The following is a 24,560-nucleotide window of genomic DNA, read 5'->3' on the forward strand; positions in this document are numbered from 1 at the left end:
CCCATTCAGATGATTGTAAAAAAATAGCTGCTAAAGTTTCGCGGTTAATTTACTTAGCAATTTTTCTCCATCCGTTACGGATATTTTGTTCTTTTCAAGAAAGGGATAAACTTCATTTAAGTTAGCTGGTCGGTAGCCCGAGCCATCACAGCCGCAAGAATGATATTTAAAACCATGTTGAAAGAGAATTTCAACCTTTCTCCACTGCTTGATATCGGATTGCTTCGGGGCTTTAAAATCATGTCCCATATCGTTCATAAACTTTCCACATTGCGGGCAGCAATGCTTCATTTGAATTCTTTCTTCTTCCGTCAACTCATACCGAGAGGTTTGCTTATATACTTTCCGGCATGCAAAGCATGCATAAATATCCTTGTACGGACCATAAAGTCCATATCTGCACATAATCGTCAACTTCTTTCTATAGCTGTATGATAGGTGAAATAAAAGGCCGATCGGATCTGTCATTTGTGAGAGGAGTGCCAGATGCGGATCATATTCCTTATCGTACATATTTCAATCCTTGACACATCATGACGGGAATACCCCTTACTTCACAATCTCGCGCCTCGTCTACTCGTTCTCGCACCCACAATTTAGCCGTTCTCGGCTGGATCTCTGTGCAACACAATAGTTAGCGTACGATTTTCGCGTTTTGCTGTCTCCACTCATTTTTAATACTATCTTCAATCGGATGGGAATGGTTCGTTTCCATCTTTTTTTGTAGCAGCGCTTGTTTATGTTACCGATACGAATACCGTCGGGATACCTACAATAGGGTCAGTCCGTTTTTTTGAAAATATTTTTAATTAAAGAAAATAATTTATCAAAGAAGTCACTTAGATATTTGTTGACTAGAAAACCTACCCGAGCAAAGAATAGCGAAATAACTATTAAAAGCACAAATAGTGTAAGTCCTAGTTCTATAGATTCCATTTAGATACAGCGTCTCCTGTTCATTTATGATTATATACATACCATGCCCTTCAAAAGAAAGTCTTGTTTTATAGAAAGAAAAATTTACACTTTCGTATTATTAGGTCTGCTAGAATTACGTCTATTTACATTTATCAAAAATATGTTGGGAAATAAAAAAAGGAGGAGGTTAATCCAATGGTAAGAAAATCTATTAGGATCTAATTTTGATTATTAGTAATCAGTGACTTATTTTGTTCTGTCGTCCTTCAGTTTAAATCAGTAAATTTTCAGATTCAATGCTGAACGTAGAACGCTTCCTATGCAAAGCTCGCGACGCCCGTTAAGGTTTCTATTCACGCACTCACGTAGAGTGCGACCTTTTATCAGTCCCGCTTCTGCCGTATAATCCAAACACCTTCATTGGAGCAGTCATACTCCTTACTAACTTGTCCGAGCAGACCAATATGATATCTAAATCCTCATCCAAGGAAAGTTATGCCTTATTTATGTGATCTATGCCTAACAGATCGCAAGAGGCATCCTCAAGATACCTTAAATTAGCATCTGAATACAACAAATTGCTTGTCTATCAAAAACGCTATTGTCCCCTCAACATCCACCATTGCGGATAAATGCATTTCTTTCTGTAACTTTTCGCTTAAATAGAATGAAAACTTCGTCCTGTATAGCTCATAGAAAAATGTAACATCCAGTAGCTCGTGGGAATTCCAATGTTTCTTGGTAATTGACTCCATCAAATGAATAATCCCATCTACTCTTCCTACCAGCTTTAGATGTCCTAACCCATTGGTTTCCACTTGCATTCCCATCGACCTCAGCATCCACATCAGTGTATTTGAGATCACGGTCCCTGCAAACAATTCAATGAGCGTTTCATCCTTACCAAGAGAAATAAATCTCTGCGCAGGAGTAACACCAAGATCAGTGTAAACTTCACGCATTCCTTTTAATTCTTTCGCTGCAGCGTCATTTAAATAAGAATAGGTATGGCTTGAACAAAGTACCTCTTGCATTTGCTCGCTGATTTTACGATGAATGCTTCCTCCAGATCCAAGGAAAACAGGTCTCTTCGCATCAACAGCAGGGGCCACATAAACTTTGTCCTTATTATGATCTACCGTTTCAATAGACCAAAGTTTTCCGGCAAGAATGAGGTTATTCCCCACTTCAACAGCGGGTGTTTTATCTACAGCACCGATTCTTCGATTCAGATGAAATACATTAAACTCTTCTTGAACGTAAAAAACACTATAGAATTCCCTGCTTCGTAAGATTCTTTCCCCTTCGAGCCCAACAATAAAATGCTGGGATCCTGGAACCAGTTCAATATATTCCCTTTTGACCATATGTTCTAATAATTCTATAAGATGGCCTCTTGGAATGGCTTTATAGACGGGGTTACGTAAAATCGAATCCATCAGATCATTTAGCATCAATCCATTTCGCTCACAGCACAAAGACAATATCTGATGGAAGAGTACATCATAAGGCTTAGCGTAAGCGAGCGGTGGCTCAACCCATTTCTCAAGAAACAACTCCGTTACTGCTATGGCATGAAGAAGATGACTTGCTTTTGTTGTATACATCTGCAAAATTTGCGGCATACCTTCTCTTCGACCAGTTCTGCCTATTCGCTGTTTTAGAGAAGCAACCGAAAAAGTTGAATCAATCTGGATCACCATATCCATACTGCCAATATCAATGCCTAGTTCAAGTGTCGCCGTGCAGACTACAGACTTCTGTTTGTTCTTCATCTTTAATATCTTTTCCACATACTCTCGCTCAGACTTATCAATAGATGAATGATGAACAAGATAGTCTCTGGAAGCTCCTTCACTCTCTGCTAAACGATTCAAGAAAACAGCTGTTTCCTCTACCAATCCTCTATCATTAGCAAAAATCATACTTGAGTACTCTTTCGTGAGATCCCTTATGTCCTGATATAACTCCAACGGTAATTTACCTTGCTCTTCATTCACATAATGGTGCAGGGCAAAGAAGATCTCTTTATCGCCTTCATCAGATTGTATAATCTTTACTCGCTCGGGGTTCTCAGGAGATAACCAATCAGCAACAAAACCATTTGGATCATTTACTGTTGCTGATAAGCCAATGATACGGACTTGATTTGTTGCATATTCCTGAACTCTAAATAGTAATGACCGCAATTGCGCCCCCCTCTCTGTAGCCAAGAAGACGTGAATCTCATCAATGACGATATATGAGACGTGCTCCCATAAATTCTTCAGATAACTGGTCCTATTAATGAATAAACTCTCCAGAGACTCGGGTGTTATTTGTAAAATACCAGTGGGTTTTTGTATAAATTTCTTTTTGTCATTTCCGCTTACATCACCATGCCATTTATGAACCGGAACATTAACATACTCACAAAGTCCTTCAATTCGCTCAAATTGATCGTTAATCAAAGCTTTTAGAGGAGCTATGTATAGAACTTTTAGGTGCTCCTGTCCAGACTGCTCAATCTTACTTAGGACCGGCAAAAAAGCCGCTTCAGTTTTTCCCGAAGCGGTTGCAGCTGACAGCACCAAATGTTTTGTAGTTTCCAATATGGCTGGGATCGCTGCTTCTTGGATTGGACGCAAGGCTGGCCACTTTAGATCCCATACTGCTTTTTTAATTTTAGGGGATAGCAATTCAAATGCGGACATCTTAAGTGCTCTCCTTACTGATTCGTCTTTTGAAATCTTTGAAATACATTCGTAGTACGTTCCGAAGATTGATACAGTGAATCAGAAACCTTTGAAAAAATCGTCGTCCGCTCCATAGATGGATTCTGATGTAATACATTCAGGGCTCCAATAAAATCTCTCACAACTTCCCCGGGAGTAATCAAGTTCTCTGCACCCGGCCGTGAATAGATGGCTACTAAAAAGCTCTTCAAATCTTGTTCCATAATACTTCCTTGGTAGCCATGGTGAACGGAGTGAATATTTGCTATTTTCTGAAGCAAAACAAATAATTCTTCTTTCCGAAGTGTTGATAAACGGATAACAGGTTGTGTCAAATCACGATATTCTGCCGTTTCAAACTTGTTGGTTACAAGACGCCTCTTTAATGCTTCGTAACTGAAGAGTCCTCTTCGTTCATCTTCGAGAAATTCAGAGGTACCTGCAAATGTCACATACATATGCCCGGCTTTCCCTTGCGTAATATCGTTAAAGAGACTTAATATAACTTCATAGTTCTTTTCTCTGGTTTGAGGATGGGTAATTTTATATAAATTAATTGCCTCATCGAAATTAATCACTAATCCTGAGTATCCTACATGCGTTACAAACATAGAAAATAGCTTCAAGTAATCATACCAATTCTGATCATCGATAATGTCCCTTACACCAAGGTCGTTCCTTGCTTCGGTTTTTGTTGTATATTCTCCCCGAAGCCAACGAAGTACACTTGTTTGAAGGTGACGATTATCCTGGATGTAAGCATCAAAATAACAAGTCAGTATTTTGGCAAAGTCAAACCCACCAACTAAGTTCTCAAGCTGAGACAAAACACTACTAATCCTCATCTTTACTGCCGCTACAAAGTTAGGATCTTCATAATTGATATCTGTTATGTTTTTCTCTTGTTGAACTGTAAATTGTACATTTGTAATCCATTGTTCGATAATGGTTTGTAGCGCTCCCCCATCCTGCCGAGTTGCAGTGGACAAGTTTTTCATAAATTCAGAGTAAGTCGCTACCGCTTTGCCTTCCCCACCATATAAACGTCTTTCAGGCGTAAAATCAACGTCGGCAACAACGAACTTCTCCTTGAACGCAATATGTCTTACAATCGATAACATGAAGCTCTTACCACTACCAAAATCGCCAATAAAAAATTTGATAACCGAGGCTCCATCTTTAACTTGTGATAGCTCATTCATTACTTGCTCCGTCTCTTGTCGGCGGCCCACAATAATGTGCTCCAGACCTGTTCGCGGCACCACTCCTCCTGCAAGTGATTGTAGAATAGCATTGCTATCTTTTTTCCTTATCACGCTCATCCACTCCTAGCTAATTACTTCATCAATAATATCAATAAAATCAACAACGACGATATAGTTATCCCTATCTTCCTCTAACAGAACATCACCGAGATACTCGACAGCTTTCTCATTAATTGTATGAATTAACGTATTAAGCATCATTCCTCGCTTTTTAGCGAAGGCCGTACAACTTTTAATAGGTTCAACTTCATCTGTAAACATCGTCAGGAATTCCCGTTCAAGGTCTGTCAACTGTGAAGCAAATAATGCAACCTCTTGCGAGGCACCACTTCCTAATGAAGCTAACGGATTTTCACTATCTGCTTCTTGTAGGGGCTTTTCCGCTTGGACCCTTTCAGTTGAAACTGCTGCTTCTTGTAGGACTAGAGTCTCCAAATCTTCAACTTGTAAAGCAGATTGAATAGCGTCACTTTCGAGCTTTAATCGCGATATTAACTCTGTATCTAATTCAAACGATTCCGTAAGATTCACAGTAAGTTCCGGCGGTATAGTCGATGTTTTAGTACCCGTTGCTGATTTTTGGACTAAGGAGAAGCGTTGTTCCAGTCTTTTCTTCAAAGCATCAGGGATCATATCTTCATCCACCTTTATCTTCCTGTTAATGCCCTGGTTTACCCGAACCAAATTCTCAACAAACCTAAGTAATGCATTCAATTCATGATGAGTTTGCGGCGTCGGCCCTCGGCGTATCACTTGTTTAGACACGGAAGATCTTTTTCTTGTCATAACAGCAGAGCGGAATAAATAAGTAGATTCTGACCGTTGCATAGGAAACCAATGATCGATTAGCGTTTTTCTATTAGCTTCAAGGTAGTATAGATTTGTCTCTTCTAATCCTTTTTTATAGGCTCTAGTAAGGAGCGCAGCATGCTCCTTATTAAATTGATTTGTCCTGTAATAAATAAACTGTTTTTTCCAAAGTCGAAATGGAATCTTTATGAATAATTCAGCTGAATTAAACCGATCAAACGCCTCATATTGTCCGACATGTGAAGCAGATCGAACGGATGAACGGGCGTACCAATCTGCAGCCAGATCCTCCCTCTCACCCTCATAAAACAAATCCCCTATCCATTCAGGTAAGTATGCATTTAACTTCGTGTACCTTTCCTGATACGCTTCATACATACGGATAAGTACTGCGACCGACTTGTTAGGGTTGGGCTCAAATGAATATGCCATTAATTCATAGGTAAATAAGAAAATATAGCTTAAATCAGTGTCCGGGTAGTTGCCGTTTACAACTTCTTCACGCCAATAAAAGTACCACTGCTGTTGAAACTTGGACATACTCCCAAAGGTGGGCCAGTACGTATGAAATGGTTCAAAAGCAGCACTTTTAACAATATGATTGCGGTTGTTATAGGATTGGTCATAAAATTCATCAAACTGATAGGACGGGGTAAATTCGATCTCATAATCGCTTCTGGAACGGACTTGCACTTTGTGTTTACCACTAAGAATATCTATTGATAAAACCTTTAAATTAAATCCCCCATCAGGCAGGTTTCTTTGTGCTACATCTTCTTTAATACGCGGTTGTTCTTTTACACTCAGACTCTGTGTAGTTGTTTTTATTTTAACTTCTTCCATGGAAGAAACATTGGTAAGATTAAACCGACGGACACGTGAGGGTATAAAAAGCAGTTCAATGAGTGAAATAATAAGCGGCACATACGTCCAACAGAACATAAGATAAAAAATACCAAGCTTGTTCCTTCTAAGATAAAAATGATGAGCCCCGAAAGAACCAAGAAAAAAACAAAGTAAAAGGGCTGTGGATGTACTTTTAGAAATTTGGTACATGGTTAGCACGATCAACTCCTATATAGAATTAGTACTATTATACTACTCACCAAATAGAAAGTCTTGGAAAAGAAAAAATGGAGATAGATTTTGCATTCTTCTCCACTATTGTCCTAATTTAAGTACATCATAACGGAGACTATGATACGTAAGCTTAGAATTGCATACATCCTCACACGAAGAATAACCCATAAAAATGAGAAATTCAGCTCTCACTCTTATAGGTTATTTCGCAACTTGCTTAACAATCTTCATCTAATGAGCATAAACAGAAATTTGTTTAATTCAAACGATTTAATATAATACCCATGACCTTACTTCGAGGTACTATTGGATCATGATGCACAATGTGCGCCTTAGAGAAACGATCAAGATAGGATTTCTGATATAGACTTGGGTGATAGAATCGTTAATTTGCGTTCTAAGCTAAAGGTGATATACTCATGCAATGTATTTAGCTGACCAAGTCGCTCGTTATGACTCAATGATTTTAGTTTTAGTAAAATTGATATTTCTTAAGTTTTTCCACAATCTCACCAATGCTCAAGGCGCTTCTTTCTCCGTAAATAGTTATTTTTTACCTCGTGTTTTACTTTATTTTTTCCTACAGACTTGCCGTCTTTGTTAAAGCGAATTTCTTTCAAAACCCATCCCTTCTGAAGCCAGTTAATATGCTCCCATTAGGTCATGATGTCACAACGCAAATAGCCTGCAATCATGAGAGGCTTATCTCTCACTCTTACAGGCTTTTCCCCTTGAATGGCAATCACCGCTTCACCTTATAAAATTCATGGTACAGCTTCATCAGCGCTCGCTTCTCAATCCGAGATACATAACTGCGGGAGATCCCCAGTTCCTTTGCTATCTCGCGCTGCGTCCGCTCCTCTCCGCCTCCATCCAATCCAAAGCGGCCGCGAATAACCTCTTGCTCTCGCTCATCTAATATGTCGAGATTCCGATAAATCTTGCTCTTCTCGATCTTCAACTGCACCTTCTCAACGACATCGTCGCCATCAGTACCGAGAATATCGATCAGTGTAATTTCATTTCCTTCCTTATCCGTTCCGATCGGGTCATGCAGGGACACATCCTTGCGGGTCTTCTTCAGACTCCGAAGATGCATAAGTATTTCGTTCTCGATACAACGTGCGGCAAAGGTCGCCAACTTCGTTCCTTTGTTCGGCTGAAAGCTTTCAATCGCTTTAATCAAGCCGATCGTTCCGATCGAGATCAGATCCTCCAGATCCTCGCCGGTATTGTCAAACTTTTTGACAATATGAGCCACCAGACGGAGGTTATGTTCAATAAGCATATTACGCGAGTGAGCGTTACCTTCGGCCATGAGCAGCAAATGCTTCATCTCTTCGTCCTCTGCTAACGGCTGCGGAAAAGCATTGTTTTTAACATAAGACACGAGCAATGACAACTGTTTAATAAAAATTGCAATCGCTGCAAATAATCCCGTCATGTCTAGTCACCTCCAGAGTCTGACGACGTTGTGTAGTACAGCTTTGCCCTGCACGATTAGGGATTTCAGCCCGATCACGCCAAGCACAGTTATACATTGTATGTAGGCGGTGGCCCAGAAGTGCATGTACGGGAGGAATGAGCGGCTGCAAAATTGTTGAGCACTATCGTACCAAGGCACAAAGCATTTGCCGGATACCATTGACTAAAGCAAGAAGAGGAGAGAGTCTACCGCGTCTGGCCTTTTTGGCGTGTGACCCTAGAAAAACAAGCATTTTATCCCTGTTTTTTGACTCTACTATTAAAGTCTGACAATCTGGAATCATAACTGAATTTCCCCCTCTCCCGAGCTTCCGCCATCCATGAATACATTAAACTGCCTTTATCTCCAACTAAAAAACAAGGCTGCCGTATGTAACCGGCAGCCTGTTCATAAAAATATCCTGTTGTTAGACTTGCTGCCACTCGCCTTCATAATCCGTGACAATTCCATTTGCATCCACGTATACTTTAGCCGTGTACCCGCTCTCTATTGACTTATAAATATAAGTATTAGCTCCCACTCGCTCATATTGCTGCTTCATCGGCTGAAGCGTTAATTCAGGAAACCGAATCCATGCCGCATCAAATTGGGCTGACTGCCCTACTTCCAGCTTCAAGCGATGGATAGGCAGCAAGTTGGTAGCAGGAGTAACACCGATATCGATATCTTTGATGCCATTTAACTCAGAGAGCTCAAGGCCATTTAAGGTCCAACGGTTAAGGTGATCTCTTTCCACGTTTAACGTTGTATGCCCCTGCTCTTGCTGCACGCGGACTTCAACTTGCCGCGTGCTGCCGTCCTGATCACAAAGCACTGTATATTGGACTGAGAACCTGCCATTATCATTGGCACAAATAAGATTGCCTTTGATCCTCATAGCCGCTCCAAAAGTTACCTCACAGTACTCTATCCCATGATCAGGGACCCGTTTCCATATGACATGATGTACCATGTATTATACCCTCTTAAAACAGACCGAATCTTTTTTTACATACATTTTTACGGTCCGCCTGTACAATCTCGTTTACCTCGATCTTGTTCAGCTTGTCAAACAAATCATCTACGCCGTGCTTAAGCTTGAAATCCATTTCTTCTTTATACAAAGGTATGAGGCCGAAGAAATGAACTTCCTTTTCCTCTGACAATGGCAAACTAAAGAAAGCTTCCAACTCTTCAATTGTGGTAGGAATAGTCAGCATCATCCCCGCCAGCTTGGTGTTGTCCGCAAAAGGCTCAGCTGGATCACCGTTCGGGATCGTATGTCCGGCATACAGCCAAGTATCATACTCATGCGGCATTCTTGCCAGCGTCTTCAACCAGCGGACAGGCCAATAGTTGGCCTCATCTTGAAACGCCTCCTCAGATACTTTCCATGAAGCCGGCAAGCAGATCATCAATTCCGCATATTTAAAGTTCTCTGCTCCCTCTGGAACAGTCATCGGGAGATTACTCATCCCACATGTCACCAACGTATAGTAGTTACGTTCCGGTGTGGGCGACACAATAAGAATATCTAAGTGAACAAGATCCGAGATAATCTCATGAAATACACCCTCAACTGGACCAATATAAGTTTCCACATGCTGCGTGATCTTTTCAATCGCTTCTTCATTCCCTGCTGCCAACTGGAATTCATGCTGTCTGGTTTCATGACGGTAAATCGGTTGTCCTGACGCGGATAGTTCTTGGCTACTCATAGGAGCCTCCTAGTAGATATGTATTATGTAAGGGCAATCAAATGTGTAGAATAGGCCCAACTACTAATGTACTATGATTTCCCCGTCATGGAAATGATTTCTTTTATTTTTGTGCATCAGCTGCCTCATTCAACCCACAACCACCTGCGGTCATGAGAGCTTAGTCCTGTACATTTTACCCTACACTTTGCCCATATAACTGCGTGTTAAGTTAGGCATTGTCAGTACACCGTCTTTGTTATACTTGTAAAATAGTTCGGTGATCGATTGAACAAACCGCTCATAATGCACATCTTCCTGATGAGGTGCGTAAGAAGCGGACAAATTACGACCGATAAAGCCATTCAGGTCAAAGGTCAAGTGATTCTCAAATTGCTTATATTCATACAAACCATTTTTAAAAAATTGTCCATATCGCTCAGGAGTTTCCTCAATCCCTCCACTAAAACCTCGAAAAGGCGGACAAAGCCGCTTGCAAATTGCTGCATTTTCTTGCACAAGATCACTTGCTGTATCTCTGCTGTTCCAGACCAAAGCAACGTTCGCGTCTTGTGTTAAGATGCGTTGGCATTCCTCTCGAAATAACCTCACAGCAAACCAATGGAATGCTTGCGCTACTGTAATCAGATCCACGGAGAGATCTGGAAGCGTCGTTTGCTCGGCTGTACCTGGTACGGAAGTATATTTTGTGTAAGCATGCAATTGCAGTTCGGCTGTCTTTCTCATCTCTGCATTGGGCTCAACAGCAATGACATGTACATCGCGCTCTAGGAGCTGCTGCGTAAGAATTCCTGTACCCGAACCTATATCAGCGATCGTATTATTACTTGTTAGCTCATTGATATCCATTAAATAATCAATATACGCCTTGGGATATCTCGATCGGTATTGGGCATAGATTGATGCTTTCCCAGTAAACTTATCAGCATTTTTCATGACTCACCCTCCTCTCTTCAACTCGCCCGACTCTTACGGTATGCTAACAAAATAAGCTGACCTGTTTACACAGCATCAGCTTATCGAATAACCCCTAGGAGACATATTAGAAAATATTTGCTACATTAGATGAACTATTGCCTACTTGCCAAGCAGCTTCAAGCAGACAGGCTTGTTTGGAATCTCTAAACGTACGCCAGTATATTCAGGTATACCCTCATTCAGCTTAAATAAGGTGACCGAATCTGAATTCTGATTAGCCGCGAGCAGGTAAGTGCCATCTGGTGCAAGTGCAAAGTTGCGCGGGTAAGCACCCTCTGTTCCCGTGTGAGCAGCAAGAGATACGGTCCCGTCTGCTTGTATGCGGAACACCGCGACACTGTCATGCCCACGATTCGAACCATATAGATACTGTCCTTCAGGATCAATATGAATGTCTGCGCAATACGATTCTCCGTCATATCCTTCAGGTAGTGTGGACACGGTCTGAAGCGCCGTCAATGACCCATCTTCTCGCGAGTACTGGTATGCAGCTATCTTGGAGTCTAATTCGCCAATCGCATACACCCATGGCTCAGTCGGATGGAATACAACGTGGCGAGGTCCCGCTCCACCTTCCATTGGTGTCGTCGATTGCAGCTCCAACGTGCCGTTTATCGGATCGAGCTTGTACACAAACAATGCATCGCAGCCTAGGTCAGGTACGATCCAGAATGGAGATTGCGGCATTGGGAAAATGGAATGCGGATGTGGCGCTTCTTGGCGGTCAAGACGAACACTGCTGCCCGCATGCTGCACGTGATGGCTCATCTTCTGGATGGCACCCTGTTCATCAATCGGATATACACATACATTCCCGCTTGAATAGTTTACCGCAAGCAGCCATCTGCCAGACTCATCTACACTTAAGTGACAGGGATGATCCCCTTGGGTCTTCTGTCTGCTAATCTCCTCTAGCAGTCCGGTTGACGGGTCCAACCGATACGAGACAACGCTGCCGTCCACCGTCTCGCTGGCGGCATATAAGAAATGTCGCTTCGCGTCAATGGTCAAAAATGAAGGACTATCAATACCTGCAAAGCCTTGCAGCAGATTCAAGCTGCCCTGCTCGGTGTCCAACGCCAATAGATGAATGCCATCCTGATCCTCAGGGGAATAAGTGCCAACATACGTATAATACATACTCATAACAGCTACCTCTCCTCTCTACTTCTCACTATGTACAACCAGTTCCAATACAGTCGTCCTCTTATATGTAGATTAGATAAGACGACAGGAATATGATCAATCCGTGGGACCTGTCTAATTGTCCCTGTTTCTCTATCATACTATAAAGTTAATGATTAGGAAGGATATTCATTCCATCACCGATATTGCCCCTTATGTATCCCACATAGCTACGTCAGCTGCTTAATGAAGTTGTTACCCTACAGGACAAAAAATAGAGAAGGTAGTCTGTAAAATTATTATGTATGAAATAAATGAATAGTCTTTTTTAATGGCCACTTCACGTCTGCTTTCTATCGTATTTAAATATGACATTCCTCTCATAGAAACACACGTTGTAAGCCGTTTGCTTACCTACAAGATTTATATGTTAAACTATTGATAGGACCTCATAACGTGGAGGTTTTTATTATGTCTGGAGGAGATTAGATGAACATGCTCATTTTCAAATGTAACCGCAATCATATAGGAGGTGAAGTCTACTATGAACCATAGCGCCACTTCCACCCAAATTAGGCAGCATGTCCAACGTCAGCTCATTGCGTTAGAGGAAGAGAAGCAGGCATTTCTAGATGCGGTCTTTCCCGCATTTGGAGACAAGCGCACACAAGCAGAACAGATTGTGACACGTTATTCTTCGTGTATTCGAGAGCTGCTCAACCTGCCTGATGATCAATTGTGCAAAGTGATACTGATTGGCAGCCAGGTTAGAATCACCTATCTAGAAGATCACGATATGGATTCCTTTACCATCGTCTACCCGCAGCATGCGGAGCCCAATGAGAATCGAATTTCATTCCTGTCTCCTATGGGGAGACAACTGCTTACTGCGACTATCGGAAGCATACTGACAATTGATACACCAGCCGGAACAATTGATATTCGAATTGACAAGGTCACCTTTACTGCAGAGGACATCGAGGGAGGATGTCAACATGAACGTTAAAGCAGCAGACCTGCCAGGTATCGGCCGGAAATATAGTCTGCATACCGCAGTTGGAGACACACTGGTTATCATTGTGCATTTGGATGGTCGACATGACCTCTTCCATATGAAAGCCGATGATCCTGATGAAATGCAATCCGTTGTTACGCTGGATGACAAAGAAGCAGGCACTGCAGCCGCCATTATTGCCGGCTTAATCGATTAGCTACAGAGGGGCCGCTGCGCTCGCCTTTTTTGGCAGAGCATAGTGGCTCTTTCCGTTATATTCTTCTAACGTCAGATATAAGTTGGATGAAGCAAGTTGAACAACCAGATCCAGCTTGTTCTCATTCCAAATGATCATTATGTTATAATGGACGAACGAATATTCATCTTGAAAGGGGCTAGCTGATGACCAAAGATACCGCCTTAGTGTTAGGTGCAACAGGGTTAGTAGGCAGCGAGCTTATGGCACGAATTCATACGTATTATAAACGTGTCATTGTGTTAAGTCGCCGACCTGTCATCGTTCCCTTTCCTAATGTTGAAGTACACACGATAGATTTCGACCGTATAGACCAGTATGCTGCATTATTTCAAGCAGAAGACGTGTTCTGCTGTTTAGGAACTACAATCAAGCAAGCCAAGTCAAAGGAAGCATTTCGTAAGGTAGATTACATTTATCCCTTGCAAGCTGGGAAGCTTTCAGCTGCGGCACAGGTTCGTTCTTTTACAATCATTACAGCGATGGGGTCCAGCCCGAAGTCAGCATTTTTCTACAGTCGTGTCAAAGGGGATTTGGAAACTGGACTGCAAGCACTTCCCTTACGTGCGCTTCATATTGTACGGCCCTCGCTAATTATAGGCGCGCGTCAGGAGTTCCGACTCGGAGAGCGAGCTGCAGCTGCCATCAGTCCCCTCTTGTCGCCTATCCTGCGCGGCCCACTATTAAAATATCGCCCGATTCAAGCTTCTATCATAGCAGAAGCAATGCTGTATGCAGCAAGCTCAGGTCTTGGCGGCACGCACATATATCCTTCTGACCAACTGTGCAGCATGGCTGCTCAACTAAATAAATAAGGATGATAAGCACTTCAGTATGCTGCTGTGAACAGGCGCAGCGGAAGTGCTTTTTGACGCGCGTACATCTCATCCAATTTCCCGGCAGTATGCCTTCGTCCATCTTTTTATTTCTCGTATGCCTTCGAGCAGCCTTCCGTCGCTGAACACGAAATATGCAACCTATCGATAGCTGCAGCAAGCACGGCGTAATTCGGATAAATATATTCAATCGTTGCTATAATCCATCCCCTATCGTTCAAAATCACCTTTAATTCGTCCTTATCGGTCTTTTATCGTTATACACCCCTGCTGCCACGCGCTATGATAGACAACATGAAGCATCGCTTCATTCTTTCAATCGCTGAGTGCTCTAGTTACAGAGCAGCGGGGGAACCATTCAGGGTCCACGATCCTACATTGGGGTGAATCCGGTAGTCTCTACTGGTAGGGCGACTCCATCGCCCGAATCCGTCAGCTAACCTCGTAAGCGTTACAGGAGAGACTTGCAGATTGCTGCTCTTGTTACAGACCACCTATTTGCATCATGACAAAGTCTGGAGGGATGAAGATGGACGAAATCCATACATCAGCACACACCATTAACCGCATTGAATTGTATCAATTAGCTAGTATGTCACGCTTGTCCGCAATTGAAACTGATACACAATGCAGGACCGCATTGCCGATCATGATTATTTTAAAAGTAGTAAGTGGGGAAGCTCAAGGCTGGGGAAAAGTTACCCTGATGCCTGATGATTCTCATTTTGATCTTCAGCGCTGGGCGCGACAATTAGAACGGTTAAAGGGCAAATCAGCAATAGGTGCTTTGCTGCTGTTGGAGCAAATGAGAACTTCATGGTGTGAGGAGAAGGTACAGTTAACCGAGCTAGCACTAGCGAATCTGTTGCAGCATTCATCCTATCGTTATTGTCCGCAGCAAAGCATGCTTATCACCCACTGCCAAGCCTATTACGGAACCATCTAAAGCAGCAAAAATGAATCTTTAAAATGTCTACTAGCAGATTCACGCATCAGCAGGACTGAAGCCCATAGCCGCAGTCCTGCAACTGTTATTTTAAATGACAGCGTCTTCCTATGGCTTATCCGGCTGCCCTGCATATTCCTCATACGCTACACTCGCCAGCAGTTCGTCCCACACCTCATCATTCAGCTGCTCTGTGTCTATAGAAACAACACACACATGTTCCAAGTTCCAATCTATCTCTACGATACCAAGATGATCCCCATGTAAAACAAGCAAAATATGAAATTGATGTCTGACATAACTACGCAGCTGCCTTTCAAGCTCGACAACTTCCTCATACGTCCCATCAATACGAATAAATAACAACCATGGTAATACCGCTGTTTTCTCCAAAAAGCGCTGTATTCGGCGATCGTACATCGCTTTAACCTCGGGATAGGATACCAGATGCTCAGGTGAATTGAAGTCTTTCGGGTAATCATGAACAGAATAAATATCGTATACACGATCCCGTAACATAAGACATCGATCACCTTGGTCATAACCTGTAAATTCAAGGTTGTCTAGTTCCATATATCCTGCGAATCGATTGCGCAGCAACAAGTTAACGTTCGATAGGTGTACGGAGCGATTCCAATCTAGCATGCCTCCGAACTTTCTTAATCCGAGTCGATGCAACTGAATAGCTACTAAACATTTTCTCCCCATACTATATATTGCATGATAAGATCGTGCTAATTGTTCCCTCTTCATCGTCGTCACCTCTTGTCTCAATCCGTATACTATACTGTATGACGGCTTGGCTAAAAGGTACGGACTTCCGTCTCATTTGCTTTATTAACGGTCTCGAAGCGTCTGTGTTAATCGTTCCATACACCGCTCGAAAGAACGAAGCTCACTGCTGGTAAACTCTCCTTTTAACTCCATATAAATAGCTTCATGTATCTTGGCCTGCGTTTCATAGGCGATTCGCCCCTTGTCTGTTAAAGACACAAGAACAATTCGAGCGTCTGACGGATGTGTATTACGGACGACAAGCTCCTTTCGTTCCAAACGAACCATCATTTGCGAGACGGCTCCCTTCGTAACGCACAGCCGGTCAGATAACTCACCCATTGCCACACCTTCATGTTCCCCAATTGCTTCAATAGTATGAACTTCGCTGAGGGATAAATCGTTTAGATCTCCGAAAGACTTCGGATATCGCTCCAATCGTCGCAGTTGTAATATCAGCCGTCCAATAGCAAGATGTTCAGTCATAGTAACCACCTTTCCAGCCAAATAAATAATATGATGTTCTCTGCTTAGAAAATGGGGGGGTGCCTCTTCCGCTTGGTTCATCCCTTTTACCTGCTGATGGGCATGATCTCACTATCTATGCTCAATTTGTAATGTGCGTAATCTCGTACCCTTACAAACTCGCATTTCTCATACAAAGAGAGAGCTCCCCTGTTAGAATGGGATACGCACAGTTGAATATCTTCTATTGAAGGATAATGAAATAAAAATGATAAGGCTTGACGCAGCAGCTTACTTCCGATCCCTTTGTGACGATAACGTTCATCAACCGCAATGTATTCAATTGTACCTTCACCGAACTCGGCATTGGCGCTCGCATAAATATAACCAGCCATCTCACTGTTCTCACGGCAAACAAATAAGGCATGTTGGTCATCTATACTCTTTATCAGGCTTTCAGCACTCATGTATGTACCCGGAAAACAACTCTCATGAAGAGACACAAAAGCAGCCTGATCTGTTGTCTTATATGGCGAGCTTGTCTGTTCTTCTTTAGCAGATAGCCACTGCGCCCGCTTCAATTGAAGAACGGAGTGAACCCCGGTACACTCTCCTCCAAGCCATTCAAAAATAGGAATACCAACCCTATTACGCGTATCATAGAACCCTTCTACCTGCGTAACTTTCTGCCCCTTTGCCCATATTAGCTTATTAATATCTTGCCATATTGCATGTAAGAGAGCCTGATTCGTTACATCGTCCTCTCTCACGAAGGGACCCCATAATTCTACTGCTCCATTGTCAGCTCCTATATCAAGCCCACAAATACCAATGATACTCCCTGCTTCCTCGTAAACGACAAAACGTTCATCAAGTGAACTATCAGCTGTAATTTCTACAATTGCTGCCGCTATTTCATCGCATTTGACACCACAATAACCGACATGCTGTTCCTGAATTTGGTTGCATGTCTCGATGAAGGCAGCCATTTCCTGAATGTCTTCCGCCTTGTACTTAGCAGTCTTCAGCAACAATATCACATCCTATTTTTATGTTGACGAACTCCACTCTTATTTACACAATTTGTATACCTATTCTTACATGGTCTACGTTACCTTGTTTGACTGCCAAAAGGGAACCCTCATTTCATAAACAATATGAACAAAATTGATGGAGGTCGATAAAACATATGAAAATCGTTAATTTGATGGGGATATCTCTTTAACGACACGTATTTCGGGAGATCTGGATTCTAACATGGACATGTAGTCTCAGATCCTTGTAATGGTAACTATGGTGAAAGGGATCACTATCATTGGGTGGATCTAAGGAGTCATTTTCAGTAGATAGAGCGTTGTTTATGGAAAAATACTATTAATTCGAGTCATATGGCTTTGGCCTTAGCTGTAAGGTTGCAATACTGTAAGGTTACAGTAAGGACAATCCCTCGACCTTGTCTGTCTTTTACATTAGGATGAGGAGTATAACAACATAAGAGACAACTTGGGAGTGTGACAAATGACAAGACTTACAGGCAAGAAACGATTACAAATGGTTCTGGCAGTGACAATGGCATTTAGCTTAATCGCTGGGACAATAACAAATGCAGGCATGACATACGCTGCCCCTGCTGCTGAATCTACTTCGACTATAAAGACCACGTTCCAGACACCAGAGCAAGTGCAATCGCACGTTAAATACGAGATTGATGCCAAGCTAGACACCGATAACATGACGATTACGGGCAAGCAGACGGTAACCTACCGCAATACCTCATCTGATAAATTAAACGACGTTGTGTTCCATCTATTCGCAGATGCGCATCGTTCCAAAGATACGCAAGCGCAAATGTTTGCCCGCACTAACGAAGAACTAGCCAAACAATTTCCAGACAAAAAACCAGCCGACTTTCTAGGCGGCATCGACATCACTGATGTCAAAGATTCCACTAGTGGCCGCACATTAACGTCAAAAAATGAACAGCAGGCCTTAACTGTACAACTGGAAAAACCCCTCCTGAAAGATGAAGAAGTGACGCTCGTTATAACCTACAAGACCAAAATCCCATTTGGTGCACAGCGCCTTTCTTACCAGAAAGATATTATTAACGGCGCCCACTGGTTCCCTGTGATGTCCGTATATAATGAGCAGGCACATAAATGGAACAAAGTACCGTACAGCACCACTTTTGAATCCGATTATTACGATGTTGCCGATTATAACGTTCATTTGAATGTTCCAGATAAGCTTCAGCTTGCCATGCCTGGACAAATGTCCGAGCAGCCTACAGAAGCTGGACGCAAAATAGTCTCCACCAAGTCAGACAAGACACGGGAATTTGTATTCTTCTCAAGCGAAAAGTATCATAAGGCCAGCAAGACAAAAAACGGACTTACGGTAGAATATGTATACTATAACGACAAGAATGATCCAGCCAAGACCGCCGTTATTAACCAATACATGGATCGCGCGTTTGCAGCAATCGAGTTTTTCAGCAGCAAATTCGGCAAATATGACTATCCCGATTTCCGTATTGTTGAATCTCATGTGGAGGGCGTAGCTGTTGAGTTCTCGCAGATGATTCAGATGGGTCTCGTATCCCCTAATGCCGTGCCTGCAAACGACACTGCATTTGTTCATGAGATTGCCCATCAGTGGTTCCACTCCATCATCGGTAACAATTCTGAGAAAGAGTCATTTCTGGATGAGGGATTCGCTGACTTCGCCATGACTTACTTCTATAATGAGCAGGGCAACAAGAGCAGCGGCTTTGATGGCGTTCGCTTTGATGACTACCCAATGGACGTTGCCATTAATTCCGACAACCATCATGTAGGTGATTCACCAGATGCCGTGTATTACAAGAAAGGCCGCCTTGCCATTTATGAGCTGTATCGTATGGCTGGACCCGAGAAATTTGACACCTTTATGAAGGAATACTTCAATCGATATGCCTATCGCAACGCAACGGTTAGTGGATTGCTGCAGACGATAGAAGATCAATTGGGCAAGTCAATTCGCGATCGCATGGACGATAACCTGAACAAGCCTAACTTCGAGTTGAAGCCGGAATATCAGATGTCAGAGGCTGAAAAGCAAGCCTTTATGAAATCTTCCATTAAGCAAATGTACGACGGTGTGGATGAATCGAATCCGCAGCTGCCAAAAGAGACGATGTACAAGCTGATGAGCAAGACGCTTCGTGACGAGCCGCTTACGATCATCGTGGGTGATCCCGCCAGTAAGGAAGCTAAAGCGCAGCAGGACATGCTGGCTACTCAGCTGCAATCGATGTTCCAATCATTTGGCATGAAAGCAAATATAATCAACAATCGCCAGACGATTAAGAAGCAGTTGGAGACTACACTTGCCAAGAGCAACATTATTGTAATTGGTAATCCCAAGCACAATGCCTTTACCCAAGCCCTGCAAGCTGGTATTATCACTAATTCTGCACACACTGGCTTCACTTGGAAAGAAACGATGAGCAAACCAGGTCTTCAAGGTGCCTATGGCATACTGCACCCTTATAACAAAGAACGAATGGTCGTCCATTACTTCTGGACAGATGACCATATCTCCAAGGATTGGGAACAGCCTTTTATTATGGGCATCGGACATAAGACCCTAATGGTAACCAACCATTTCTATCAGTTTATTGTCCAAAAGTCAGATGGATCGATCTGGAAAGAGAAAAAGATTGAGAATCCTATCGCCAAACTATTTGAAAATACAGATGATTCGAATTAACACTTCCTTCATTTGCAGGACGGTCTACACTCCGATACAATAGAACCATAACGAGTTGTAACGGTGCCCTGTTGGTTGCACAGCAGGGCATACCGTCTGAAGAAGGAGTGATCCAAGTTGGCTAACACCCATACCTATTCCAGGGGGGAAGAGATTGCAAATGCCATCACGCATGGTATTGGCGTGGTAATGAGCATCGCGGCACTCACATTGCTCATCGTATTTGCAGCCCTGTATGGCGGACCGATTCATGTCGTCAGCTTTACGATATACGGCGTCACGATGCTGCTGCTTTATACAGCCTCAACGCTGGTACACAGTTTTCCCGAGGGGAAAGTCAAGGATTTGTTTGAGACGTTTGACCACTCGTCTATTTACCTCTTCATTGCCGGCACTTACACACCGTTAGTGCTCATAGCACTTCCGCCCAAGCTTGGGTGGACATTGTTTGGCATTGTCTGGGGGATTGCGGTCGGAGGTGTCATTTTTAAAGCCTTTTTTACGAAGAAATTCCTATTTGCCTCGACTGCTTTATATATTGTAATGGGCTGGATTATCGTTCTTGCTTGGGGACCGCTAGTAGCTACCATGCCTGCCCTCGGATTAAAGATGCTAATTACTGGAGGAATTCTGTATACGGTTGGTACGATCTTTTATGTATGGCGCGGATTCCCATTCCACCATATGATATGGCATTTGTTCGTATTGGCAGGATCTCTGGCACATTTCTTCTCCGTACTCACACTTGTACAAATTCCATAATGTATCAGTTCTGTCCTGCTTTCCTTACACGGTGCAGGGCTTTTTTGTGCCTTTTAATTGAATAAATCCATACAATTGACGCTTATTGCACACCATTCGCCTATATCTGTGCATAGCCTGTAGCGAGGGGATTGGTTATAATGGATATGCCAAAAAGATACGTAAGGATGGAAAAGCATGCATAACCTACTAGAACGTTATCGCCAGTTGCGTGAATTAATTTCGGAATCTTCCGTGAAGTTTGATGAAATGTTAAAGCAGCATACTTATACCCGTATGGGCGGCAGAGCCGATTTATATGTCACACCTGCTCACTACGAAGAACTGCAGCTTGTACTGTCGTTTGCCCAAACACATCAATTGCCACTAACGATACTCGGCTTTGGCTCTAACCTGATCGTTAAGGATGGCGGGATTCGTGGCATTGTCGTAAACTTGAACCACTTTAATGCCATTACCCGTGAAGCGGATACCATCACGGCCCAAAGCGGCGCAGCTATCATTGACGTGTCTCGCTCTGCCCTGACACATCACCTGTCCGGCTTGGAGTTTGCCTGCGGCATCCCTGGTTCCGTAGGCGGAGCCCTTTACATGAACGCCGGTGCTTACGGAGGCGAGATCGCTGATGTACTCGTTAGCGCGCTCGTACTCACTACGGAAGGCGAACTGCTGCGCTTGACAAAAGATGAGCTGGAATTAAGCTATCGACACAGCAACATCGGTACGAACGGCTACATCGTGCTGGAGGCAACGTTCCAGCTCGTTCCCGCCGCACACGATACAATTAAAGTCAAGATGGATGAATTGACAGAGCAGCGTGAATCCAAGCAACCATTGGAATACCCTTCTTGCGGGAGCGTATTTAAGCGCCCGCCAGGATACTTCGCAGGTAAGCTTATTCAGGATTGTGCGCTGCAAGGAGTACAGATCGGCGGAGCGCAAGTCTCGACGAAACACGCCGGCTTTATCGTGAACGTACAAGAAGCCACGGCAAGCGAATATATTGCGCTGATCCGTCATGTACAGCAAACCGTTAACGAACGGTTCGGTGTACAGCTTGAGACGGAAGTTCGAATTATCGGGGAAGACGAATAGATGGCGATTAGATAACATTAGAGGCAAGCCGCACAGTGATGTGATCATGGTGCGGCTTTCTTTTGCTTGTTAAAGCAGCAGCCAAACTATCTGCTCCCTACATTCCGATGGAACAAAATGAATCGTTAACAAGTGAAAAACTTATTTGATCATTGAAGAAAACTATTCGGAGACTACTGAATTTTTAAATCAAGTATCTAGTTTAACGCCTATTGTTATATGCCTTATCCATATTTCATTTAGGAGGTCAATCGGATGATTGTTGTGGTAACTGAGTACAATAATAACTGGAAACAGAAGTTCAGTGAAGAATCTCAAATAATCAAGGATATTCTAGGAGACGAGTTAATAGGCATTCATCATATAGGCAGCACTTCAGTCCCAGGATTAATATCCAAACCAATCATTGATATTATGCCAGTAGTAAAAGATATTACTAGAATAGATGCGATTAATAAACAGATGAAAGAAGCAAGATACGAATGTATGGGCGAATTCGGTATAAAAGGAAGACGATATTTCCGGAAAGGTGGAAATAATCGCACGCATCAAGTGCATATGTTTCAAGGGGATAACAAGGAAGATATTAACCGCCATTTGGCAGTAAGAGATTACCTCCAGACACATCCCGATGAAGCAAATCGTTATGGAGCTTTAAAAGAAAGCCTCGCTCAACAGTTTCCAAACGATATTCAAGCTTATATGGACGGGAAAGATGCATTTGTTAAAATTTAGAAAAAAGCGCTAGCAGGGTACAAAACGGAAAATTAAGGTTTAGCAAATTTATACAATCGTAGAGGAGCCCGCTGTGCAGCAGCTTCTCTTTTCTATTCAATCAGCGGGAAGTATTATGGAGTATCGATTGATCATAACATAAACCGTACATGATAATTTCAAAATATAGCTACGATACAATACGAATCGTAAGAAGAATAAAGAAGGCGCAGAACGATTTATTTTCCTGTAATATCAAGTGCAGTGTGCTTTCTAGGGGTGTAAATTCCCCTTATTGTAACTCCCCAGCATTGCGTACACGTGTTGCCATCTACTATACTTAATAATATTTAGTACATCTTTAGCACAAGCCTACCGAAATAAGTCAACTAAGGAGCTTTACATGTTTAGAAATCGCAGAACGTTATATTACTTAGGTCTCTTTACCATTGCAGTGCTGTTATATAAATTTATCGATAACATAGATAGCGTGCTGCACGCTATAGGGTCGCTCTTCTCCATGATGACGCCATTTATTATCGCCTGCTTTATTGCATACTTGCTGCGTCCGCTCGTAAATGTACTGGAAGCCAGATTGCTGAAGAAACAAAAGCGAAAACGACTATACAGCATTTTGATCGTCTACGCCTTGTTTATCTGCTTTATTATTCTCTTGATAACCGTGGTTACGCCTCGCGTTATTGAAAGTGTCAGCACACTGCTCGCCGGCCTGCCGACCTACATATCAGGCACGGAAGTATGGCTTCGTTCACACGTCATTGAACAAGAATGGTTTATCAAAACCGGTATCGATGTGCAGAACGGGACTTATTTAAGTTCACTGCCTAGCCAGATCAGTGAGTTCCTAAAAATTATTTTAGACAACTTAATGTCGAGCCTCTATACGTTAACAACGGCCGTGCTTAATCTAGTCATCGGCTTTATCGTGTCTATCTATTTGCTTAAAGATAAAGAAAAGCTGGCAGAGGGGTCAAGTAAGTTGATCTACGCCTTGTTCCGCAAAGAATGGGCTGACAAATTTCTTTATTTGGTAAGACGTATAGACAACGTATTTTCGCAATACTTTGTAGGCGTTATTCTAGATGCGATTGTTGTAGGCACGATCGTATGTATCGGACTGCTTCTCATCGGGTCTCCGTATACCCTGCTGTCCAGCTTGATTGTAGCCATTACTAACGTTATCCCTTACTTCGGTCCCTTCATTGGCATGATTTTTGTCGGGTTGATCACGTTATTTGTCGCACCAGTCAAGGCATTGTGGATTACATTATTTATTTTATTAGTAAAACAGTTGGACGGATATATTATCGGTCCTCGGATTGTAGGTAACAAGGTGGGAATGGGACCGATCTGGATCATCTTTGCGATTATTATTGGCGGCGGATTCTTCGGCGTGATCGGCATGTTTATTGCTGTTCCTATTGTAGCCGTAATCAAGACGGCTATTGATTCCCTTATCGATACCAAGCTGGCGACACGTTAGCTGCCTGCATAAATCGACATCCAGCTGTATATCAACCGTACGCAGCCAGCATGCGATCAGGCACACGCAAATGAAAACGATCAAAAGCTAGTTATGCAAATAACCTCCAGACCGCACAGAAGCGGTTGCTGGAGGTTATTTGTTGTATACAGCAGGTATTGGCTTGGCACCATTCTTCCACTAGTAGCAGCCTATCACCAGCCAGTTAACGCATGTAGCCTCGCAGCGTTAGGAGCTCCCCTACGATCCGTAATTTAGCACACTGGAAAATCTGGGCTGCGTCATAGGCGATACTCCAATCACACGGCAGCGGCGGGACATATGTTAAACATGTCAATCCCCCCACCGTTCTTCCTCCCCCGTTAGAACATCCTTCCCTCCCGCATCGCTT

At 42.9% G+C, this 24,560-nt stretch carries 23 protein-coding genes and 1 riboswitch; of the genes, 9 read left to right on the forward strand and 14 right to left on the reverse strand.

Annotated features, from left to right (window positions below):
* Window positions 1-30: 30 nt before the first annotated feature.
* From MH117_RS22750 to MH117_RS22790, 9 genes are all read right to left on the reverse strand, one after another.
* The gene (locus MH117_RS22750) at window positions 31-513 is read right to left on the reverse strand and encodes a hypothetical protein (protein ID WP_343224483.1); all 483 of its coding nucleotides are present in this window, start codon (window positions 511-513) and stop codon (window positions 31-33) included.
* 962 nt (window positions 514-1,475) lie between these two features.
* Window positions 1,476-3,611 carry a DEAD/DEAH box helicase gene (locus MH117_RS22755; protein WP_239332796.1) on the reverse strand — a complete coding sequence of 712 codons (2,136 nt, stop codon included), beginning with the start codon at window positions 3,609-3,611 and terminating at the stop codon, window positions 1,476-1,478.
* Between the two features lie 14 nt (window positions 3,612-3,625).
* Window positions 3,626-4,948 carry an ATP-binding protein gene (locus MH117_RS22760; protein ID WP_239332798.1) on the reverse strand — a complete coding sequence of 441 codons (1,323 nt, stop codon included), beginning with the start codon at window positions 4,946-4,948 and terminating at the stop codon, window positions 3,626-3,628.
* Between the two features lie 12 nt (window positions 4,949-4,960).
* Window positions 4,961-6,763 (reverse strand): TerB N-terminal domain-containing protein, encoded by a 1,803-nt coding sequence (locus MH117_RS22765; protein WP_239332800.1) that lies wholly within the window; start codon window positions 6,761-6,763, stop codon window positions 4,961-4,963.
* A 766-nt stretch (window positions 6,764-7,529) separates the two neighbouring features.
* Window positions 7,530-8,231, reverse strand: a complete 702-nt coding sequence (gene sigK / locus MH117_RS22770; protein ID WP_028544861.1) for an RNA polymerase sporulation sigma factor SigK — start codon at window positions 8,229-8,231, stop codon at window positions 7,530-7,532.
* Between the two features lie 448 nt (window positions 8,232-8,679).
* The gene (locus MH117_RS22775; RefSeq protein ID WP_239332802.1) at window positions 8,680-9,225 is read right to left on the reverse strand and encodes a putative glycolipid-binding domain-containing protein; all 546 of its coding nucleotides are present in this window, start codon (window positions 9,223-9,225) and stop codon (window positions 8,680-8,682) included.
* 13 nt (window positions 9,226-9,238) lie between these two features.
* Window positions 9,239-9,970 (reverse strand): suppressor of fused domain protein, encoded by a 732-nt coding sequence (locus MH117_RS22780; RefSeq protein WP_239332804.1) that lies wholly within the window; start codon window positions 9,968-9,970, stop codon window positions 9,239-9,241.
* Between the two features lie 180 nt (window positions 9,971-10,150).
* Window positions 10,151-10,906 carry a class I SAM-dependent methyltransferase gene (locus MH117_RS22785; RefSeq protein ID WP_239332806.1) on the reverse strand — a complete coding sequence of 252 codons (756 nt, stop codon included), beginning with the start codon at window positions 10,904-10,906 and terminating at the stop codon, window positions 10,151-10,153.
* Between the two features lie 141 nt (window positions 10,907-11,047).
* Window positions 11,048-12,094: a lactonase family protein gene (locus MH117_RS22790; protein WP_239332808.1), complete on the reverse strand. Its 1,047-nt coding sequence runs from the start codon at window positions 12,092-12,094 to the stop codon at window positions 11,048-11,050.
* Between the two features lie 523 nt (window positions 12,095-12,617).
* Between MH117_RS22790 and MH117_RS22795 the strand changes: the two genes are divergently transcribed.
* Both MH117_RS22795 and MH117_RS22800 read left to right on the forward strand, forming a co-directional pair.
* The gene (locus MH117_RS22795) at window positions 12,618-13,079 is read left to right on the forward strand and encodes a GreA/GreB family elongation factor (protein ID WP_239332810.1); all 462 of its coding nucleotides are present in this window, start codon (window positions 12,618-12,620) and stop codon (window positions 13,077-13,079) included.
* Window positions 13,069-13,284 carry a cation:proton antiporter regulatory subunit gene (locus MH117_RS22800; RefSeq protein ID WP_239332812.1) on the forward strand — a complete coding sequence of 72 codons (216 nt, stop codon included), beginning with the start codon at window positions 13,069-13,071 and terminating at the stop codon, window positions 13,282-13,284. The genes MH117_RS22795 and MH117_RS22800 overlap by 11 nt, the downstream gene beginning before the upstream one ends.
* On the opposite strand, the gene MH117_RS22805 is transcribed toward MH117_RS22800, so the two are convergent.
* Window positions 13,285-13,422 (reverse strand): hypothetical protein, encoded by a 138-nt coding sequence (locus MH117_RS22805; protein ID WP_239332814.1) that lies wholly within the window; start codon window positions 13,420-13,422, stop codon window positions 13,285-13,287. It abuts the gene before it with no gap.
* 47 nt (window positions 13,423-13,469) lie between these two features.
* Between MH117_RS22805 and MH117_RS22810 the strand changes: the two genes are divergently transcribed.
* Both MH117_RS22810 and MH117_RS22815 read left to right on the forward strand, forming a co-directional pair.
* A complete protein-coding gene (locus tag MH117_RS22810; RefSeq protein WP_239332816.1) occupies window positions 13,470-14,138 on the forward strand; it encodes an NAD-dependent epimerase/dehydratase family protein in 669 nt (222 codons plus the stop codon).
* Between the two features lie 331 nt (window positions 14,139-14,469).
* Window positions 14,470-14,625: riboswitch (cyclic di-AMP (ydaO/yuaA leader) on the forward strand.
* Window positions 14,626-14,688: 63 nt separating this feature from the next.
* Window positions 14,689-15,105, forward strand: a complete 417-nt coding sequence (locus MH117_RS22815) for a hypothetical protein (RefSeq protein WP_239332818.1) — start codon at window positions 14,689-14,691, stop codon at window positions 15,103-15,105.
* A gap of 108 nt (window positions 15,106-15,213) precedes the next feature.
* On the opposite strand, the gene MH117_RS22820 is transcribed toward MH117_RS22815, so the two are convergent.
* The 3 genes from MH117_RS22820 to MH117_RS22830 form a co-directional block, all read right to left on the reverse strand.
* On the reverse strand, window positions 15,214-15,858 hold the full coding sequence (locus MH117_RS22820) for a DUF1796 family putative cysteine peptidase (RefSeq protein ID WP_239332820.1): 645 nt from the start codon (window positions 15,856-15,858) through the stop codon (window positions 15,214-15,216).
* Between the two features lie 84 nt (window positions 15,859-15,942).
* Window positions 15,943-16,446: a MarR family winged helix-turn-helix transcriptional regulator gene (locus MH117_RS22825; RefSeq protein WP_239332822.1), complete on the reverse strand. Its 504-nt coding sequence runs from the start codon at window positions 16,444-16,446 to the stop codon at window positions 15,943-15,945.
* Window positions 16,447-16,451: 5 nt separating this feature from the next.
* Window positions 16,452-17,375, reverse strand: coding sequence for a GNAT family N-acetyltransferase (locus tag MH117_RS22830; protein ID WP_239332824.1), 924 nt, complete (start codon window positions 17,373-17,375; stop codon window positions 16,452-16,454).
* A gap of 487 nt (window positions 17,376-17,862) precedes the next feature.
* Between MH117_RS22830 and MH117_RS22835 the strand changes: the two genes are divergently transcribed.
* The 5 genes from MH117_RS22835 to MH117_RS22855 all read left to right on the forward strand — a co-directional run bounded on the left by MH117_RS22835 (window position 17,863) and on the right by MH117_RS22855 (window position 24,169).
* Window positions 17,863-20,094, forward strand: coding sequence for a M1 family metallopeptidase (locus MH117_RS22835; protein WP_239332826.1), 2,232 nt, complete (start codon window positions 17,863-17,865; stop codon window positions 20,092-20,094).
* A gap of 117 nt (window positions 20,095-20,211) precedes the next feature.
* Complete coding sequence (gene trhA, locus MH117_RS22840; protein WP_239332828.1) at window positions 20,212-20,856, forward strand: PAQR family membrane homeostasis protein TrhA; 645 nt, start codon at window positions 20,212-20,214, stop codon at window positions 20,854-20,856.
* 177 nt (window positions 20,857-21,033) lie between these two features.
* Complete coding sequence (gene murB, locus MH117_RS22845; protein WP_239332830.1) at window positions 21,034-21,951, forward strand: UDP-N-acetylmuramate dehydrogenase; 918 nt, start codon at window positions 21,034-21,036, stop codon at window positions 21,949-21,951.
* A gap of 255 nt (window positions 21,952-22,206) precedes the next feature.
* On the forward strand, window positions 22,207-22,686 hold the full coding sequence (locus MH117_RS22850) for a GrpB family protein (RefSeq protein ID WP_239332832.1): 480 nt from the start codon (window positions 22,207-22,209) through the stop codon (window positions 22,684-22,686).
* A gap of 382 nt (window positions 22,687-23,068) precedes the next feature.
* A complete protein-coding gene (locus MH117_RS22855; protein WP_239332834.1) occupies window positions 23,069-24,169 on the forward strand; it encodes an AI-2E family transporter in 1,101 nt (366 codons plus the stop codon).
* 205 nt (window positions 24,170-24,374) lie between these two features.
* Here the strand turns inward: MH117_RS22855 and MH117_RS22860 are convergent, their stop codons facing one another.
* Entirely contained in the window at window positions 24,375-24,515 is a 141-nt protein-coding gene (locus tag MH117_RS22860) for a hypothetical protein (RefSeq protein ID WP_239332836.1), read from the reverse strand.
* Window positions 24,516-24,560 lie beyond the last annotated feature (45 nt).

Source organism: Paenibacillus sp. ACRRX (genome assembly GCF_022346885.1).
Taxonomy (GTDB): domain Bacteria; phylum Bacillota; class Bacilli; order Paenibacillales; family Paenibacillaceae; genus Paenibacillus_B.

Coding starts and splice junctions, on each gene's coding strand:
- MH117_RS22750 (WP_343224483.1), bottom strand. CDS start 513: ATGTACGATAAGGAATATGATCCGCATCTGGCACTCCTCTCACAAATG.
- MH117_RS22755 (WP_239332796.1), bottom strand. CDS start 3,611: ATGTCCGCATTTGAATTGCTATCCCCTAAAATTAAAAAAGCAGTATGG.
- MH117_RS22765 (WP_239332800.1), bottom strand. CDS start 6,763: ATGTACCAAATTTCTAAAAGTACATCCACAGCCCTTTTACTTTGTTTT.
- sigK (WP_028544861.1), bottom strand. CDS start 8,231: ATGACGGGATTATTTGCAGCGATTGCAATTTTTATTAAACAGTTGTCA.
- MH117_RS22775 (WP_239332802.1), bottom strand. CDS start 9,225: ATGGTACATCATGTCATATGGAAACGGGTCCCTGATCATGGGATAGAG.
- MH117_RS22780 (WP_239332804.1), bottom strand. CDS start 9,970: ATGAGTAGCCAAGAACTATCCGCGTCAGGACAACCGATTTACCGTCAT.
- MH117_RS22785 (WP_239332806.1), bottom strand. CDS start 10,906: ATGAAAAATGCTGATAAGTTTACTGGGAAAGCATCAATCTATGCCCAA.
- MH117_RS22790 (WP_239332808.1), bottom strand. CDS start 12,094: ATGAGTATGTATTATACGTATGTTGGCACTTATTCCCCTGAGGATCAG.
- MH117_RS22795 (WP_239332810.1), top strand. CDS start 12,618: ATGAACCATAGCGCCACTTCCACCCAAATTAGGCAGCATGTCCAACGT.
- MH117_RS22800 (WP_239332812.1), top strand. CDS start 13,069: ATGAACGTTAAAGCAGCAGACCTGCCAGGTATCGGCCGGAAATATAGT.
- MH117_RS22805 (WP_239332814.1), bottom strand. CDS start 13,422: ATGATCATTTGGAATGAGAACAAGCTGGATCTGGTTGTTCAACTTGCT.
- MH117_RS22810 (WP_239332816.1), top strand. CDS start 13,470: ATGACCAAAGATACCGCCTTAGTGTTAGGTGCAACAGGGTTAGTAGGC.
- MH117_RS22815 (WP_239332818.1), top strand. CDS start 14,689: ATGGACGAAATCCATACATCAGCACACACCATTAACCGCATTGAATTG.
- MH117_RS22820 (WP_239332820.1), bottom strand. CDS start 15,858: ATGAAGAGGGAACAATTAGCACGATCTTATCATGCAATATATAGTATG.
- MH117_RS22825 (WP_239332822.1), bottom strand. CDS start 16,446: ATGAACCAAGCGGAAGAGGCACCCCCCCATTTTCTAAGCAGAGAACAT.
- MH117_RS22835 (WP_239332826.1), top strand. CDS start 17,863: ATGACAAGACTTACAGGCAAGAAACGATTACAAATGGTTCTGGCAGTG.
- murB (WP_239332830.1), top strand. CDS start 21,034: ATGCATAACCTACTAGAACGTTATCGCCAGTTGCGTGAATTAATTTCG.
- MH117_RS22850 (WP_239332832.1), top strand. CDS start 22,207: ATGATTGTTGTGGTAACTGAGTACAATAATAACTGGAAACAGAAGTTC.
- MH117_RS22855 (WP_239332834.1), top strand. CDS start 23,069: ATGTTTAGAAATCGCAGAACGTTATATTACTTAGGTCTCTTTACCATT.